Origin of the sequence: Brachybacterium fresconis, assembly GCF_017876515.1 — a bacterium.
Classification (GTDB): Bacteria; Actinomycetota; Actinomycetes; order Actinomycetales; family Dermabacteraceae; genus Brachybacterium; species Brachybacterium fresconis.
This window is the reverse complement of sequence record NZ_JAGIOC010000001.1, coordinates 2095891-2112109: the sequence shown is the minus strand read 5'-3', so window position 1 is coordinate 2112109 and position 16219 is coordinate 2095891. Positions and strand designations below refer to the sequence as shown.

Annotated in this window: 13 protein-coding genes; 9 read left to right on the top strand and 4 right to left on the bottom strand. The window is 71.3% G+C overall.

What is annotated here, in order from left to right; all coding sequences use genetic code 11:
- Nucleotides 1-18 precede the first annotated feature (18 nt).
- Nucleotides 19-1071 (bottom strand): patatin-like phospholipase family protein, encoded by a 1053-nt coding sequence (locus tag JOF44_RS09605; RefSeq protein ID WP_209890282.1) that lies wholly within the window; start codon nt 1069-1071, stop codon nt 19-21.
- Nucleotides 1072-1181: 110 nt separating this feature from the next.
- On the bottom strand, nt 1182-1628 hold the full coding sequence (locus JOF44_RS09600; protein ID WP_209890279.1) for a MarR family winged helix-turn-helix transcriptional regulator: 447 nt from the start codon (nt 1626-1628) through the stop codon (nt 1182-1184).
- 228 nt (nt 1629-1856) lie between these two features.
- Here JOF44_RS09600 and JOF44_RS09595 point away from each other — a divergent pair, with 228 nt between their 5' ends.
- The 3 genes from JOF44_RS09595 (at nt 1857) to JOF44_RS09585 (ending at nt 4696) form a co-directional block, all read left to right on the top strand.
- Nucleotides 1857-2423, top strand: a complete 567-nt coding sequence (locus JOF44_RS09595) for a TasA family protein (RefSeq protein ID WP_209890276.1) — start codon at nt 1857-1859, stop codon at nt 2421-2423.
- 41 nt (nt 2424-2464) lie between these two features.
- On the top strand, nt 2465-3325 hold the full coding sequence (locus tag JOF44_RS09590; RefSeq protein WP_209890274.1) for a signal peptidase I: 861 nt from the start codon (nt 2465-2467) through the stop codon (nt 3323-3325).
- A 106-nt stretch (nt 3326-3431) separates the two neighbouring features.
- Nucleotides 3432-4696, top strand: a protein-coding gene (locus JOF44_RS09585; protein ID WP_377785327.1) for an IS3 family transposase whose coding sequence is annotated in 2 segments (ribosomal slippage) — nt 3432-3774 and nt 3774-4696 — 1266 coding nt in all. Because the reading frame shifts where the segments join, the coding sequence is not laid out codon by codon here.
- On the opposite strand, the gene JOF44_RS09580 is transcribed toward JOF44_RS09585, so the two are convergent.
- Nucleotides 4674-5276, bottom strand: a complete 603-nt coding sequence (locus tag JOF44_RS09580; protein ID WP_209890268.1) for a YdeI/OmpD-associated family protein — start codon at nt 5274-5276, stop codon at nt 4674-4676. The two genes, JOF44_RS09585 and JOF44_RS09580, sit on opposite strands and share 23 nt — an antisense overlap.
- 1 nt (nt 5277) lies before the next feature.
- Here JOF44_RS09580 and JOF44_RS09575 point away from each other — a divergent pair, with 1 nt between their 5' ends.
- The 3 genes from JOF44_RS09575 to JOF44_RS09565 all read left to right on the top strand — a co-directional run bounded on the left by JOF44_RS09575 (nt 5278) and on the right by JOF44_RS09565 (nt 8883).
- On the top strand, nt 5278-5940 hold the full coding sequence (locus tag JOF44_RS09575) for a SipW-dependent-type signal peptide-containing protein (protein ID WP_209890265.1): 663 nt from the start codon (nt 5278-5280) through the stop codon (nt 5938-5940).
- A 5-nt stretch (nt 5941-5945) separates the two neighbouring features.
- On the top strand, nt 5946-7463 hold the full coding sequence (locus JOF44_RS09570) for a signal peptidase I (RefSeq protein ID WP_209890262.1): 1518 nt from the start codon (nt 5946-5948) through the stop codon (nt 7461-7463).
- Nucleotides 7464-7632: 169 nt separating this feature from the next.
- Entirely contained in the window at nt 7633-8883 is a 1251-nt protein-coding gene (locus JOF44_RS09565) for an MFS transporter (RefSeq protein WP_209890259.1), read from the top strand.
- Nucleotides 8884-9294: 411 nt separating this feature from the next.
- Here the strand turns inward: JOF44_RS09565 and JOF44_RS09560 are convergent, their stop codons facing one another.
- Nucleotides 9295-10602 (bottom strand): ICP22 family protein, encoded by a 1308-nt coding sequence (locus JOF44_RS09560; RefSeq protein WP_209890256.1) that lies wholly within the window; start codon nt 10600-10602, stop codon nt 9295-9297.
- Nucleotides 10603-10739: 137 nt separating this feature from the next.
- On the opposite strand from JOF44_RS09560, the gene JOF44_RS09555 reads away from it, so the two are divergent.
- The 3 genes from JOF44_RS09555 to JOF44_RS09545 are packed head-to-tail and all read left to right on the top strand — an operon-like array spanning nt 10740 to nt 16092.
- Nucleotides 10740-11786, top strand: a complete 1047-nt coding sequence (locus tag JOF44_RS09555; protein ID WP_209890253.1) for an AAA family ATPase — start codon at nt 10740-10742, stop codon at nt 11784-11786.
- On the top strand, nt 11783-13318 hold the full coding sequence (locus tag JOF44_RS20970; RefSeq protein WP_342591740.1) for a DUF58 domain-containing protein: 1536 nt from the start codon (nt 11783-11785) through the stop codon (nt 13316-13318). Before JOF44_RS09555 ends, JOF44_RS20970 begins: the two co-directional genes overlap by 4 nt.
- Nucleotides 13315-16092 carry a transglutaminase TgpA family protein gene (locus JOF44_RS09545; RefSeq protein ID WP_209890251.1) on the top strand — a complete coding sequence of 926 codons (2778 nt, stop codon included), beginning with the start codon at nt 13315-13317 and terminating at the stop codon, nt 16090-16092. Before JOF44_RS20970 ends, JOF44_RS09545 begins: the two co-directional genes overlap by 4 nt.
- Nucleotides 16093-16219 lie beyond the last annotated feature (127 nt).

Here is a 16219-nt window from a genome sequence, read left to right as displayed (position 1 = left end):
GGCTCGCCGACGGACAGGTCAGGTCTGTGACGCCGAACGGTACTCCCTGACGTACCGCGGGAAGTCCCACCCCGGGCGATCCCCATCGCCGTCGAGGAACTCGGCCGCAGCCTCGCGGCCCTTGCGGTAGAGCATCTCCTGGTCCTCGTCGGAGAGGTCGAACTCCGTCGGCCGCACCGCCTCGGTGTCGACGAAGATCGTGCGCGCCCGGGAATGCGAGGACTCGATGTGCATCCGGTCGTAGAACCCGGTGACCGTGTCCACCACCGCCTTCGCGAAGGACAGCGGACCGGTGATCTTGTTGACCACGCCGAGGTTCTTCTCCGGCCGTGCGGAGAGCTTGATGCCGACGGTGGGCCAGCGCGGCACCTGCCCCTCGGGGCGGTCGAACACCGAGACCGGGAAGTTCGACAGCAGCCCGCCATCGACCAGCCACGCCGGTCTGCCCTTCTTCGTCCTCCACCTCACGGGACGGAAGAACACGGGGATCGAGACCGAGGCGCGCACGGCATCGAGCACTCTCAGCTGCGCCGGGGGAGTGCCGAAGTCGTAGGCATCCTCCGGCAGGAAACGCAGCCGACCGGCGGAGAGGTCGGACGCCGTCAGCACGAGCCGGTACTGCGTGCCGTCCTGCAGATCCAGCTCCGGATCCGGGTCGCGGTACAGCAGATCGGCGAACGTGCCGGTGCCGCCGGGACGGCCGTAGGTGGTCAGCTGCTCCTGCAACCACTGCGTGAGGTGGTCCCCGCGGTAGATGCCGTTGTGCAGCAGGATGCTCAGCGCCTTGCCGAGCAGGAAGCGGGTGTACCACGGCCCGTCCTGGAAGCGCTCGTAGTCGGTGGCCCGCAGGATCTTCACCATCGTCTCCCCGGAGATCCCGGCGGTGCTCAGCGCCCCCGCGATCGCCCCGGCGGAGGAGCCAGCGATCCGATTGATGCGGTAACCCCGCTCCTCGAGCACTTCGATGGCCCCGGCCAGGGCGATGCCCTTGACCCCGCCGCCCTCGAGCACCAGATCGATGCGCTGGGTGCCGGGGGCACCGGGGCGAGTTGAGGGCTGCGCAGTGGGCATGGCGTCAGGGTAGGGGACGGGCGCGACCCCGCCGCCCATCCTGACCGGGACGGACGTGCGATCAAGCCAGAGACGCCGGCGCGAGAGTGATCGGTGTCATTCTTGGAGGCTCAGCCGTCGAGTGCTTCGGTGGCGGCGCTGAGGAATCGTGCGATGGCGTCATGGTCCTGCTCGGACATACCTGCCGTGACGTCGCGCAAGTACTGATCCATCTGCTCGGTGGCCCACGCCAGGGCGTGGTGGCCGCCGGGCTTGGCGTTGATCAGCAGGCGACGGCGATCGCGGGGATGGGGGGACCGCTCGATGTAGCCGGAGCCGGCGAGCTGATCGAGCATCGGAGACACGCTGCCCGAGGTGAGGTCGAGTTCGGTCGCGATATCGCTGGGACTGATCCCGTCACCGGCGCAGATCAACACCAGTGCGGCCAGGCCGGTCTCGCTGATGCCGAGCTGCTCCGCCGCACGGCGCCGTTGCACCTCGACCACCCGGCACAAGGCGACCACCGCCTGCGAGTGCCGATGCCGACCTGCCGGGACGGACGCTTGATTGGTAAGCATGTGAGAACTGTACTACCGGGCTGTGCACCATCCCGCGCGCCTCGCAGGCGTCTCACATGGAGTTACCTGACGGTGTGTCCGACGTCTCCAGACTTCTACCAAAGTTTGTAGCCAAGTAGCTTGACTGTCGAGCGGGTATGGTTGATGCTTCATCCAGGGCCACGGACGCACACGGGCCCGGCTCGGAGCGGTCCGAGCCCAACAGGTACTTCTTGGATGGGGTTTTTCATGGCTTCGACGTCTTCTCGCACGGCACAGATCGCAAAGTGGGGCAGCATCCCTGCCGGTCTGGCGCTCAGCTCGCTGCTGATCTGGCAGGCCTCCTACGCGGCCTTCAGCGACACCACCGACAACCCCGGAAGCAACTGGGAGGCCGGCAAGGTCGAGATCACCGACGACGACGCCGGGGCGGCGATGTTCAGCGCGAGTGCTCTCGCCCCGGGCGACACCGGCACGAACGACATCACCACGACCTACAGCGGCACCCTTGATGCCAACACGAAGCTCTACGGCAGCCAGAGCGCCACGACGAACGATCTGGCCCAGTACATCCAGCTGGAAGTGACCGAAACGGGCGCCGAGCCCTCCACGGTCTACACCGGCACACTGGCTGACTTCTCGTCCTCGCACACGGACTACGCCAGCGGCATCGATCTGGGCTCCGCCACCGGTGGCAGCGATGAGTCGGTCACCTACGAGTTCACCTACACCCTGAGCTCAGAGGCCCCGGACTCCGCGCAGGGCGGCACCGCGGGGGTCGACTTCATCTGGGAAGCCCAGAGCGCCTCGAACTGACCCCGTCCCGTTCGTCCGCCCCCGTCAGCAAGGAGCCCGCCGTGAACGCAACCTCGGTGCGTGTCGTGGTTCGCAACCTGCTGGCGGGGTGCGCACGCACGGTGCTGATCACCCTGGTCTGCCTCCTCGCCTGGAGCGTTCTGCCCCTGGCGCTGGGATGGCAGCCGAATGTGGTGATGACCGGGTCGATGGAGCCGGCCATCATGACCGGAGACGTCGTGGTCACCCGCCAGGTCCCGACCGACCAGCTGCGCGTCGGCCACGTGCTCTTGGTCGACGACCCCGTTCAGGACGGTCGCACACTCCTGCACCGCTACGACCACGCGACCGATACCGGTGACCTCATCCTGCGAGGAGACGCCAATGACGACGTCGACTCCACTCCGGTCGCCACCGAGCATGTCCGCGGAGTGGGCACCCTACGGATCCCCTGGGTCGGCCAGCTCGCCGTCTGGGTCACCCACGGTCGATTCTTCCCGCTTACCCTGGCTCTGCTCGGCCTGCTCGCGCTGCTGGGCCTGGCCCGCATACCAACTGGGAGCAGCGACGACACCGACGACGATCCCACGGTGCCGTCGCGCCCGGGCACTGCGACGTCGCGCACGGCTACCGCACCGGCCGCGAGCGCCAGGGCCACCGCCGTGATCGCCAGCGCACTGCTGGTCGGCCTCACCATCCCCGCCTACGCGGCCTTCACCACCACCACCCAGACCACCACGCACTTTGCCGCGGCCGACCAATTCGCCCCCACCGCACCGGAATGGGTTCAGCCTCAAGGCGCGCACGACGCCTACAACATCGGCGACGAAGTCACCTTCGATGGCGCGGTGTACCGATCGCTCATCGATGCAAACGTCCACTCGCCCGCGGTCTATCCCGCCGGCTGGGAACGCATCGCCTGACGAGTAGTCCCCCGGGCGATACGGCACTCGGACCTCACTCGGGGCCTGACCCTTGTTCGTGGACACGCTGATTCCAGCATTTGCTGGGGAAGCGAGATCATGAACCATGGCCAGGAAGCACTACTCCGAAGAGTTTCGCCAGCAGGCGGTTGACCTGTACGAATCGACACCGGGAGCGACGGTCCGCGGTATCGCGGAGGACCTCGGGATCGTCCGGGGCACGCTGCGGCAGTGGCTGGAGACCCACGGGACCGGAAAGAAGACCGCGGCTGACGGCACGCTGACCGACAGCCCGTTGCGGTCCGCGCCGACAGCTTCCACGTCGGATCCTAGTGAGCCGCTCGAGCAGCGCGTGGCCCGGCTGGAGGCGGAGAACGCCCAGCTGAGAGCGGAGACGACGAAGCTCACCACGGAGCGGGAGATCCTCCAGAAGGCCGCGAAGTATTTCGCCGGGGAGACGCGCTGGTGAGTCGCTTCCAGTTCGTCGCCGACCACTCCACCACCTACCCGGTGAAGCGACTGTGCGAGCTCGTCGAGATCGAGCGTTCCTCCTACTACGCCTGGCAGACAGGCGCCCCGGCTCGGTCCGCGCGGGCCGCTTCCGATGGCGAGCTGCTGGAGCGGATCCGCATCATCCACGCGAAGGACGATGCACAGGGTGCCCCGCGGATCACGGCAGAGCTCAACGACGCGGCCGCGCCCGAGGACCGGGTCAACCACAAGCGGGTCGCTCGCGTGATGCGAGAGGCCGGCCTCAGCGGCTACGTCAAGAAGCGTAAGCACCGCACGACGGTGCCGGAGCCGGCCGACCAGGTCGTTCCTGACCTGCTGGGCCGGGATTTCACCGCCGAGGCGCCGAACCAGCGCTACGTCGGCGACATCACCTACCTGCCGCTATCCGAGGCCGGCGGGGGCGGGAACCTGTATCTGGCCACAGTGATCGACTGCTACAGCCGCCGCCTGGTGGGCTGGGCCATCGCCGATCACATGCGCACCGACCTCGTCGCCGACGCGCTCAAGGCCGCCGCCGCGGCCCGTGGATCTCTGGCAGGAGCGATCTTCCACAGCGATCACGGGTCCGTCTACACCTCCAAGGCCTACGCCGAGCTCTGCCAGCGGCTCGGCGTGACCCAGTCGATGGGAGCCGTCGGCTCCAGCGCCGACAACGCGATGGCCGAATCGTTCAACGCGACCACGAAGCGCGAGGTCCTCCGCGACGCCGCGTGCTTCACCGACGAGCTCACCGCCCGCCGCAAGATGTTCCGCTGGCTGACCCGCTACAACACCAAGCGCCGCCATTCCTGGTGCCGCTACCTGTCCCCGAACGCCTACGAGCGCGCCTACACCGCTAAGCTAGCGCTCGCAGCGTAAACACCCCCGTGTCCACGAACCGGGGGTAGGCCCCCTCCAACCCGATCAGCTTCCCGCTCTTGGCCAGTTCCGGGTCCGTGCAGGAGGCCAGGTCGAAGCAGCAGGGCCGTTTGCTGCCCTTGCGGAGCTTGTCGATCGAGACATCCACGCGCTTGGCGCGGGTGCTCTCGTTCTTCGTGGCACCGACCCAGCGCACCCATTCCCAGCGGGCCATCGGGGTGATGGAGTCCCACTGGTGCTCGACGTCGTCCGCCTGCTCGAGCGCGGTGCCTAGATCCTGGGGAACCTCGGGCTCGGGCCACGTGGCCGCGGTGGTCAGAGTGAAGGCGATGCTGGTCCCGTCGGCCGCACCGAGAGTGCCGGCGAGCTGAGCGTCCAGCGAGATCCAGTGGCCCTTGCGGCCGTCGGGCTCCAGGACGGTCTCGGTCTCGTGATCCTCCAGCGACCCGACCATCGCGACCTGGCCCCGGGAGGGCAGCTGTGCACTGGCCTCCGCGGGCAGCGGCAGGATCAGGCGCTCACCGACCGCACGAGCCGTCGCTCTGCCGGTGATCGTCGTCGGGGTCTTCGTGGTCGCCATGGTGTCCACTCCTCCAGGTCGTGCCGGACGGGATGAGGGGACCAGTTTACGAGGGGGTCGGCGGGACGGCTTCTCGATTCCTGATCGGCCGACCACCACCATTCGGCCCGCCTTCGGGATCGGCGCCTCGGCGACCATCGCCGCGTGGACCGACACCGAGCAGACCAGCGGCGTGTTCGAAGCCGGCGAATTCGCGATCGAGGTGAGCGTGGACGGCGCCTGGAACGACACCCGGCAGATGACCTTCGACGCCACCGGGATGCATCCCGGAGCCGTCGTCCATGCCCCCGTGCAGATCCGCACCACCCCGAACACCTCCGTCGACGGTGAGCTGACGCTGACCGGGGAGGGCGCGACCGGTGGCGCGGACCTGGCCGGCGCGCTGGAGCACCGCGTCGTGACCGTGGATCCGGTCGCCGGAGGGCGACCGAGCTGCGAGCCGGGGGACTTCGCGGATCCGTCGGCCTTCGTCGTCGGCTCGCCGGAGTCCTGGGTGCCGCTGGCCGGCCCCACGGAGTCGGTCGCCACTCAACCCCTCGGCGCCGCCGGAGGCATGGTCGCGTACTGCTTCGAGGTCCGGTTGGCCGAGGACGCCCCGAACTCCGCGCAGGGACAGACCGCCGAGCAGACCTGGACGTGGGACGCCACGTCCGTCACCGGGTGAGGGCGATGAGCGTGCGTCGCACAGAACCCGGCGGCCGAGGCCTCGTCGGCCGGCTGGCAGATCTCGCGCTCACCGTCCTCGCCGTCGCGGGGGCGGTGTGCATCGTGCTCGTGATCCTCAGCTGGGCGTTCAACGTCTCCCTCATGATGTTCCGCACCGGGTCGATGAGCCCCACCATCCCGGCGGGATCGGTCGCTCTCGTCCGGGAGATCCCCGCGACCGAGATGGAAGTGGGCGACGTGGTCACCGTGGATCGCGGTACGGACCTGCTCCCGGTGACCCACCGCGTGGTGGAGATCCATGACGCCGACGCGTCCTCCGGGGCTGTGACGTTCGAGATGCGCGGCGATGCCAACGACACCGTGGATCCCGAGCCCTACACCACGCAGCAGGTGCAGCGGGTGATCTTCTCGGTGCCCCGGGCGGCCCGGGTCATCCAATGGCTCGGCGACCCCTACGTGCTCGGTGGCCTCACGATCGGCGCGAGCCTGCTGGTCGTCTGGGCGTTCTGGCCCCGCGACGACGAGGAATCCGGGCCGGCCGATGCGGACGACGAGGAGCCCCGCGAGGTCCCTCCCGACGACGAGCAACCGCACGACGAGCAGCCGCACGATGGGCCGTCCGAGGACGGGCGCTCCGAGGACGGACCCCCCGACGATGACGCGCCCCAGGATGAGGGTCCTGCACCAGGGCACGACACCTCGGGCCGGACCGTGCTGCGCATCGGCCTGCTCCCGCTCGCGGCAGCCCTGATGCTCGGCGCACCCGGCCCCGGCCATGCGGAGTCGACGCTCATCACCGGCGAGCACCTGCGGATGCAGACCGAGGGCGACACCGAGCAGATGCGGAACCTCGCCCCCGGCCAGAGTGTCGTCTGGACCGTCGGCGTCTGGGCGGAGGCCCCCGATCCCGGGCAGATCCGGCTCGGGATCACCGGGGGCGGCGACCTCGCGGAGGTCGACGACGCCCTGACGGTGTCGGTGTCCGGGTGCTCCACGCCGTGGGTCGGGGACCGGTGCCCGTCCGATGCGCACGAGCTCCTGGCGGCAGAGGGCCTCGACAGCCTCGCCGAAACGGAGGGGACCCGGGCGCTGACGACGATGCCGAGCGACGAGGAGCGGTGGCTCCGGGTGCAGGTCACCCTCACTGCGGCGGCGAGCGAGGCGGACCTCTCCGGAGCGGACGGCCGCGTGCTCGTCCATGCGGTCGGGGCCGGGGACGAGCTGTCCACCGGGCCGGACGGGCCGCCCGACGGTCAGGGTCCCGACGGTCAGGGTCCCGACGGTCAGAGTCCCGACGGTCAGGGACCCGACGGCGGAAGCTCCGCGGATGCCCCCGATGGTGACGGCTCGGGTGATCATGCGCGGGACGGGAGCACCGCCGGGACTCCCGGAGAGCTCGCTCGAACCGGTGCGATGGCTGGCGCGATGATTGCGGTCGCCGCCGCGACGCTCCTGCTGGCCGGCACCGTGCTGCGGCGCAGGGCGAGGCGTGCGGGCGGTGCGGCGACGCGGCATCGGTGACCGCAGACCCCGACGATCCACGGACGGCTCTCCTGCGGGCCCTCGCAGCGCTCTCACCTGTCGGCCGGGACGTGCCGAAGCCCGTCCCGCGGGCTACCGTAGGACGGCGGGACGGCGCTTACCGGCCCGCGAGCCCGGAGCGGCTCCCACGAGTCGAGGACAGGGGCGGATGACCACCACGCTGCGCCCCCGACGCTTCGGCCCCCTGCGCGACAAGCATTCCCGCCCGTATCTGATGACCGCGGGGCTGTCGATGATGGGCGACAACATCGAGCACGTCATCACCTACTGGGTGCTGTGGCAGACCTTCCACTCGCCCTGGCTGGTCGGCTTCCAGGTGATCAGCCACTGGCTGCCGTTCCTGCTGCTGTCGGTGCTGTTCGGCGGTCTCGCCGAGAAGTACGACTGCCGACGCATCATCCAGATCGCCCAGGGCCTGTTCGCATTCGTGTCCCTGGCCTGGGGTGCTCTGTTCCTCACCGGCACGCTGGAGATGTGGAGCGCCTGCGTGCTGCTGGTGCTGCACGGCTGCGCCGGCGCGCTGTGGGGACCGGCCGAGCAGCTCATGCTCCACGACTTCGCCGAACCCCGCGAACTGCCCAGCGCCGTCCGGCTCAACGCGACCTTCAAGAGCCTCGGCGTGCTGGCCGGGCCCGTCGTGGGCTCGGCGCTGATGCTGGTGCTGGGGACCACCGGGGGGATCTTCGCCAACGTGCTGTTCTACCTGCCGATGACCCTGCTCATGATCCGCACCCCGTTCACCGGGCACACCGGCAGCGGCTCCACGCTGCGCGATCGGGTCTCGATCCTGGACACGTCGAAGGTGCTGCGCACCGTCGGCGGCGACAAGGTGCTGGTGGCGATGATCGTGCTGGCCGGACTGATCGCGGTGTGCGTCGGCTCGTCGCTGACGGTGTCGATGCCGAACTTCGCCGACACCCTCGGTGCGGGGGAGGAGGGCGGCCTCGGCTACGGGCTGCTGCTGTTCGCCAACGGCATCGGCGGCTTGCTCGGCGGATTCCTGCTCGAGGCCACCGGGATCATCAAGGCCGACGTCCGCGCTGCCGTGGTCGCCGCCGTGATGTTCGGGCTGACCAGCCTGATCGTCGCCACCACCACGCACTACGCGATCGCCGTGGCGGCCCTGGTGATCGGCGGCGTCGCGAACCTCGCAGCCACCTCGGTGGGCCAGGCCATCGTCCAGCTGCGCGCCCCGGAGCACCAGCGCGGACGCGTGGTCGGGGTCTACGGCATGATCGCCAGCGGCATGCGCACCGGCAACGGCATCACCCTGGCCGGGCTCGGCGCCCTGGTCGGGGTCAGCGGCGCGGTCGCGGTCGGCGGCCTCTCCCTGGTGGTCGGGGCGCTGGTGATCGCCCTGCTGTTGGCGATGCAGACCGCCCGCAGCCGACGAGCGTGAGCCGATGAGCAGCCTGAGCCGACGAGCCTGAGCTGAGCGAGCCGCCGGGCCCGAGCTGAGCGTTCGGACGAGCCTGAGCTGGGCGTTCCGCCGGGCCCGGGCTGAGCGAGCCGACGAGCCTGAGCTGGGCGTTCCGCCGGGCCCGGGCTGAGCGAGCCGACGAGCCTGAGCTGGGCGTTCCGCCGGGCCCGGGCTGAGCGAGCCGACGAGCCTGAGCTGGGCGTTCCACTGACCTCGGGCTGAGCGATCCGCTCCGTCCGGCCCGCGCGGTTCCTGGATCGAGAGCGTCATTGTGGGCGTATCCCTGGCCCCGGAGGCGCCCACAATGACGACCTCGATCAGGGGTCAGGGGCCAGGGCCAGGCCAGGGGCCAGCGTGGCCAAGCGGCCCCGGGGCCAGGGTGGCCGGTGCTCAGCGGCGGAGGCGGCGGCTGAGCCCGATCGCGAGGGCCCCCGCCCCGAGCGCGAGGATCGTCAGGGCGGCTGGGATGCTGCTCTCGCTGCCGGTCTCGGCGAGATCGTCGCCACCGTCGTCGGAGGAGTCGGTGCTGGCGTCGGAGGAGTTCTCGGCACCGGCCGTGCCGGCCTCGCTCAGGGCCTCGCCCATGCGGAGCACCTCGGAGAGGGTGTTCTGCTGGGAAGTGGTCAGATCCGCCGGGGATTCAGCCGGTTCAGGGGCGTCTGAGCCCTCGGGGCCGGCGGGGCGCTCGCCGTCGGCCGTCGGAGCGGGATCGTCGTCCGCACCGGGGGCGTCCTGGCCCGGCGTCGGGGATGAGGCGTCGTCCTGGCCGGCGTTCTCGCCCCCGGTGCCGTCCTGTCCCGTGCTGCCTGCCGTGCCGTCGGCGTCCTGGCCGGTCGATCCGTTGTCGGCGTTCTCGTCGCTGTTGCCGGAATCGCCGGTGACGTCGCCGTTCCCCTGGTCGTTCGAGCCGTCGCCCTCGGCCTCCTGGTCGCCGACGCCGTCGCTTGTCCCTTCTCCGCCGCCATCAGAGAGGACGGGCTGCTCGTTGTCCCCGGACGGCTCCTTGTCGCCGCCGCCATCGGAGGGGGCGGGCTGCTCGCTGCCTTCGGGCAGTTCCTTGTCGTCGCCGCCGCCGTCGGACGGGGCGGACTGTTCATCGTCGCCCCCGCCATCGGATGGGGCAGGATTGTCATTCTGGCCGGTGCCCTCATCGGAACCGCCGTTCTCGCCCGTGCCGCCGTCGCCGGTGCCACCGGAATCTCCGCCGTCGCCGGCGCCACCGGAATCCCCGCCGTCGCCGGCGCCACCGGAATCCCCGCCGTCGCCCTCGGTGGTATCGGTGGCGGTGAAGCTGGCCGTCGCCTGGACGGTCTTGCCCGTGGAGTACTGGACGCCCTTGACAGCGACGTTGAACTCTCCCGCCGCCTCCGGTTCATAGGTCTGCTCAGGAATGCTGGTGTCGTCGCGCACCTGCGCCTCGATCGTTCCTCCGGGACCCTGTCCCTCGAGCGGGATGACCTGGATGGTGACCGTGGTGCCGGGCTCGAAGCAGTCGGCCTGGATCGTCGCCTCCTGCTCGACCTCCACCTCGGAGGTCGCGGTGGCGTGCACGGTGTCACACACGTCCGGGGGCGCCATCGGTCCCATGTCGCCTGCGGAGGGCGCGGCCAGGGCTGCCGATCCCCCGAGCGTGCAGGAGGCGACCAGCACCAGACCAGCACCGATACCGGTGATGGCCGAACGGGCACTGCGGGTCACAGGAACTCTCCTCGGAAGACACAGACGACCGTCATACTCTAAGGGGAGGTCCCAGAGCGGTGCGCCCAAATGCATTACACGACCGGGCAAACTTTTGGTGAATCCGCCTTGATCGGCGTCGACGTGAAGGAGCATCCATGAGCAAGGACGAGGCACCGGTCGCCGTCGCCGCTGATTCCCCCACCCGCACCGAGCCCCCGGCCGCCGCGTTCGCGACCCTCACCGAGGCCGAGGCCGAGGAGATCGCGACCGAGGCGCAGGAGGTCATCGACGAGATCGCCACCATCGTCGAGGGCAAGAGCGAGGTCGCCCAGATCTCCCTGCTGGTGCTGCTGGCCGGCGGCCATCTGCTCATCGAGGACATCCCCGGCGTCGGCAAGACCATGCTGGCCAAGTCCCTGGCCGCGACCCTCGGAGCCGATCGCCACCGCATCCAGTTCACCCCGGACCTGCTGCCCGGCGACGTCACCGGCGCCAGCATCTTCAACCAGGCCACCAGCGAGTTCGAGTTCCGTCCCGGCGCCGTGTTCACCCAGATCCTGCTGGCCGACGAGATCAACCGCGCCTCCCCGAAGACCCAGTCCGCCCTGCTCGAGGCGATGGAGGAGCGGCAGGTCAGCGTCGACGGCGCGACCTACGAGCTGGCCGAGCCGTTCATGGTCGTCGCCACGGCCAACCCCGTCGAGATGGAGGGCACCTACCGCCTGCCCGAGGCGCAGCGCGACCGCTTCCTCGCCCAGACCTCCATGGGCTACCCCGTGGCGCCGGCCGAGGCCCGGATGCTCGCCGCCCAGGCCGGGCCCGTCCGCGCCGGGGACCGCGAGATCCTCGACGCCGTCTCCACCCGCACCACCCCGGAGCGGATAGCCGCCCACGTGCGCGCCGTCCGACGGGTCCACGCCTCGCCGCTGATCCTCGACTACGTGGTGCGCCTGGCCGACGCCACCCGCACCCACCCGCAGGTCACCCTCGGAGCCTCGCCCCGCGCCGCCGTGCACCTGGTGCGGGCCGCCAAGGCGCACGCCGCTCTCGTCGGCCGCACCTTCGTCGCCCCCGAGGACATCAGCGCCGTGATCATGCCGGTGTGGCGCCACCGCATGCATCTGACCCCGCAGGCCCTCTCGCGCGGCGCCAGCTCGGGCGAGCTGGTCGACCAGGTGCTGCGGAGCACCTCGCAGACGTGACCCCGCCACCCGGGACGGTCCTGCGGCCCACGGCACGCGGCATCGTCGTGCTCGTCCTGGCCCTGCTGTGCTGGGTCGCCGCGGACCTCACCCGGGTGCTGCCCGCCCGCTACCTCGCCGCCGGGCTGCTGCTGGCCCTGCTGGTCGGCGCGATCGGGATCGGCCTGGCCGGCATCGGGCTGCGTGCCCGCCGCCAGGTGATCGACGACGCCGTGCCCGTCGGCGCCGTCGCCCGCATCCAGCTCGAGCTGGTGGGCACCCCGTGGCTGACCGTCCTGCCGCTGGCCCGCGGCGCCGTGCGCGAGCACCTGCCCGAGCCGCTCGGCGGCCAGGGCGATCTGCCGCTGTCGCGCCGGATGCCGCACGTGCTGCGGGTCCGCCGCCGCGGCGGCCATCAGCTGGGCCCCTACAGCCTCGTCGTGCGCGACGTGTTCGGTCTGTTCCACCTGCGCCGCACCGTCGATGACGGCCTGCGCCTGACCGGCCTGCCCGTGATCGCCGAGCTCGCCCCCGCCTCGGAGCGCGCCACCGGCATCACCCGGGACGGTGCGATGGGGTCCGCGGTCTCCGCCGGGGTCGGCGAGATCGGACCCATCGCCCGCCCCTATGTCGCCGGCGACGACGTCCGCCGCATCAACTGGCGCGCGAGCGCCCGCACCGGTCAGCTGATGACCCGCGAGGAGGAGCCCTCCGCCGGGCACAGCGCCGTGATCGTCCTGGACACCACCCGCCGCGGCGGCGCCGACGAGGAGATCGGCGAGGCCGACGGGGATGTCGAGGATCGTCTGGTCTCCCACGCCGCCACCGTGCTGGAGAGCCTGGGCCTGAACGGCTGGGACGTGCGCATCGTGGACGCCGGGGGCGACGAGATCACCCGCAGCGGACGCCGCCGCGGCATCCCCGGCCCCTCCCCTCTGGGCAGTGAGGCCGACGCCGTCCAGCAGCGCGCCTCCCTGCTCGCGCTCGCCGACGTCGACTTCGACGACGACGTGGCCGCCACCGGCATCGGCATCGACCACGCCGCCGGGCAGACCGCGCTCGCGATCGCCCTGGGCCCCGACCACGGCGAGCCCTTCGCCGGGCTCGAGCTGGACCGTTTCGCCGGCCGCGCCGCCCACCGCACCGCCATCGCTCTGCGCCCGGTGGTCGAGGACGAGGACGCACGCCGCCCGCGTCGGGCACGACGCATCGGCCCCGCCGACGGCGACGACTTCGGCCGCGCCCACGAGGAGCATGCCGCCCACCTCGCCGCCGCCCGGGCACGGACCGGGCAGTCCGTCGGCGGCACCGCAGATGAGGGGGCGGCCGCGGCAGGTGACCGCACCGCCACTGCCGGCGACCGCACCGCCACCGCCGGCGATGGGGCCTCCGCGGGCGGCGATGGGGCCTCCGCCGCCGGCGACAGGGCCTCCGCCGAGGAGCCCGTCGGCCCCACCCGCTCGCAGCTGGGCAGCTGGACGCTCGTGCGCGGCACCACCGCCGACACCCTGGACGAGCTGCTCTCCGCCGCCGACGCGGAGGAGTGGACATGAGCCCCCTGATGGGCCGGCCCGCCCTGGGAGGCAATGCCCTCATCGGCCGCTCCCTGCTGCTGCTGCTGGCGATCCTGCTGGCCTCCGGGCCGCTGTCCATCCTGCTGGCCGGCACCTCCTGGTTCCTCCTCACCCTCACCGCCGCGACGCCGGTGGTCATCGGCGGCCTGGTGCTGCGCCACCTCGTGAACCGTCAGATGCTGGTGCCGCTGCTGCAGCTGGTGCTGGTCGCAGTGCTGGTGCTCGTGGTCGAGACCGCCCAGGGTCTGCTCACCATCGGCGACGGACCGCTCGCGATGCTCGCCCAGCAGTCGGTGATCTTCCCCGGCGCGCTCAGCGAGCTGGCCTCGGGGATGGCGCCGCTGACCCTCGGCGCTCGCGGGACCGTGCTCGTCGTCGCTCTGCTCGCGCTCGGTGCCCTGGTGCTCGATCTGGTGTTCATCGACCTCGGCTGGCACACCCCGACCGGACTCGCCCTGATGGGGACGATCCTGATCCCCGCCCTGCAGCAGCCCTCCGGCGGCCCCTGGTGGACGGTGGTCGGTCCGCTGGCGGCGGGGCTGATGATCCTGGCCACCCGCACCGTCCATGCCGATCCCGTCTACATCGCGGGCGACCGCCGGCCGCAGGCGGGCCCCCTGCCCCGGCCGCTGCGCACCGCGGGCGGTGCCGTCGCCTCCCTGCTGCTGGTGGCCGTGCTCGCCATGCCGCTGGGGCTGGCGCTGCCGCAGCTCGCCCCCACCCAGGTCGCCCTCGACATGGACGTGATCAACCGCTGGCAGAACCGCGACATGCCGCAGCTGGGCCCGGTCATGATCGACGACGACGTCTCCGTGCGCCGCTCCCTGCTGCAGCAGGACGACATCGAGGTGCTCCGCTACACCACCACCGCCACGGAGCCCTCCTACCTGCGCCTGCGCACCCTGAACACCTTCGACGGCGAGACCTACCGCAACGACACCGCCGGCGAGGACCTGGCGCTGGGGGAGGCCTCCTTCTCCGACGCCCGCGATGACGGCAACGCCGTCGACCCCTCCTCCGGGAACCTCATCCGCACCGAGTTCTCCGTCGAGAGCCTCGGCGGGGACCGCCTGCCCGTGCCCGACAACATCCGCGGGATCGACACCTCCGAGCCGCGCATCAGCCGTGCCCTGGCCCTGCAGCCCTCCAACGGGGCGATCGCCGTCGGCCGCACCAACGTGCCGCTGACCGGCCTGGACTACACGATCCTGTCCGAGCAGAACCCCGCTACCGCCGACGAGCTGCGCCGCGTGGACCCCGCCGCGTTCGAGCAGCCCTTCGAGGCCGGCTACACCTCTCGTGAAGAGGTGCCGCAGATCGCCCAGGACCTCGCCGCCCAGGTCGCCGAGGACGCCGGGGCCGACAACGCCTTCGACACCGCCGTCGCCTATCAGGAGTACTTCCGCTCCTCCTTCGCCTACTCGCTGACCGTGAACTCCCCGCCGGGGGAGGACCCGCTGGAATCGTTCCTCTCCGACCGCATCGGCTACTGCGAGCAGTTCGCCTCCACCTTCGCGCTGATGATGACCGCGCAGGGCTATCCCACGCGCGTGGCCATCGGCTTCACCCCCGGCGACCAGCAGGGGGCGGGATGGTCCGTCAGCTCCAAGAACGCCCACGCCTGGCCGGAGGTGTGGTTCGGTCCCGAGCACGGCTGGGTGCGGTTCGAGCCGACGCCCGCGGCCGCCGCCAACGGGGTCAGCGCTCCCGGCATCACGCAGGAGGACGGCGGCAACGAGGCGGAGCAGAGCCCCGAGGCCACCAGCGCGGAGCCGACCGCGGAGGAGACCTCCCCGGAGTCGACCAGCGAGGACTCCACCACCGAGGAGGACCCCGAGGACACCACCGACGCCGGCACCTCGGACGGCGGGGGGCTGGCCGCCGATCCGCAGACCGTCGAGCGCGTCGAGAGCGGGCTGTACGGGGGCCTGGCCATCGGGGTGCTCATCGCGGCGGCCGGCGCCGCAGCCGTGCTGCTGCTCCGCCGCCATCGCGTGCACCTGCGCGAGCAGCGCTGGAACGCCCTGGTGGACGGCGGGGGTGCCGGTGGCGCCGCCAGCTGGGTCGGCGGGGACTCGGGAGGCTCCGGGGGCGCCGGCGCGATCATGGCGGAACGGGACCGCCGGCGCGCGGGTGAGCTGGCCTGGTCGGAGCTGACCGGTGAGCTGACCGTGCGCGCCCGGGTGATCCGCGTGCTCGGGTGGACGGGGGCCTGGGGCACCCCGCCGCAGCACCTCGCGCTCGACGACACCATGCCCCCGGCCCGTGCGCTGGAGGACCTGCTCGACCAGATCGCCGAGGGCGAGCTCGACGTCACGCCCGAGCACCGCGAGACCGCCGCCCGCATCTCCTCCGCCTACACGGCCGCGCTGTACGCCGCGCCGCTGCCGGGGGTGGGGCAGCCTGGTGCTGGTGCTGGTGCTGGTGCTGGTGCTGGTGGTGCTGCTGGTGCTGGTGCTGGTGCTGGTGCTGGTGCTGGTGGTGCTGCCCCATCGGCCGCAGGCGGCGTCTCGCATGCCGAAGGACCGCCGGAGGTCGCTCGACCGTTGCATTCGGTGCGCAATGAGGGGGCCGAAGCGCCCCGAACGTCACGGTCGGCGGAGCCGGGAGCAGGCGGGTCGACAGGTCCGGGCGCTCGGAGCAGCGACGACGGGGCGCCGGCCGGGCAGCGCACCTCGACGGGCACGATCATCATGCCTCCGCTGCGTGCGGACGCCGACCAGCTCATCGCACTCATCCGCAATTCCCGGTGACGGGGCCGGACCGGCCAGCCGAGAGTGTCATTCTGGGCGCCTCGACGTCGGCCGAGGCGCCCAGAACGACGCTCTCGATGCTCGACAGGGCCGGCAGAACCCGATCCGCGGCAGGGCTGTCGACACT

Excerpts from the sequence above, each read along its gene's own strand:
- JOF44_RS09605 (WP_209890282.1), bottom strand. The coding sequence starts at position 1,071 with ATGCCCACTGCGCAGCCCTCAACTCGCCCCGGTGCCCCCGGCACCCAG.
- JOF44_RS09600 (WP_209890279.1), bottom strand. The coding sequence starts at position 1,628 with ATGCTTACCAATCAAGCGTCCGTCCCGGCAGGTCGGCATCGGCACTCG.
- JOF44_RS09595 (WP_209890276.1), top strand. The coding sequence starts at position 1,857 with ATGGCTTCGACGTCTTCTCGCACGGCACAGATCGCAAAGTGGGGCAGC.
- JOF44_RS09580 (WP_209890268.1), bottom strand. The coding sequence starts at position 5,276 with ATGGCGACCACGAAGACCCCGACGACGATCACCGGCAGAGCGACGGCT.
- JOF44_RS09570 (WP_209890262.1), top strand. The coding sequence starts at position 5,946 with ATGAGCGTGCGTCGCACAGAACCCGGCGGCCGAGGCCTCGTCGGCCGG.
- JOF44_RS09565 (WP_209890259.1), top strand. The coding sequence starts at position 7,633 with ATGACCACCACGCTGCGCCCCCGACGCTTCGGCCCCCTGCGCGACAAG.
- JOF44_RS09555 (WP_209890253.1), top strand. The coding sequence starts at position 10,740 with ATGAGCAAGGACGAGGCACCGGTCGCCGTCGCCGCTGATTCCCCCACC.
- JOF44_RS09545 (WP_209890251.1), top strand. The coding sequence starts at position 13,315 with ATGAGCCCCCTGATGGGCCGGCCCGCCCTGGGAGGCAATGCCCTCATC.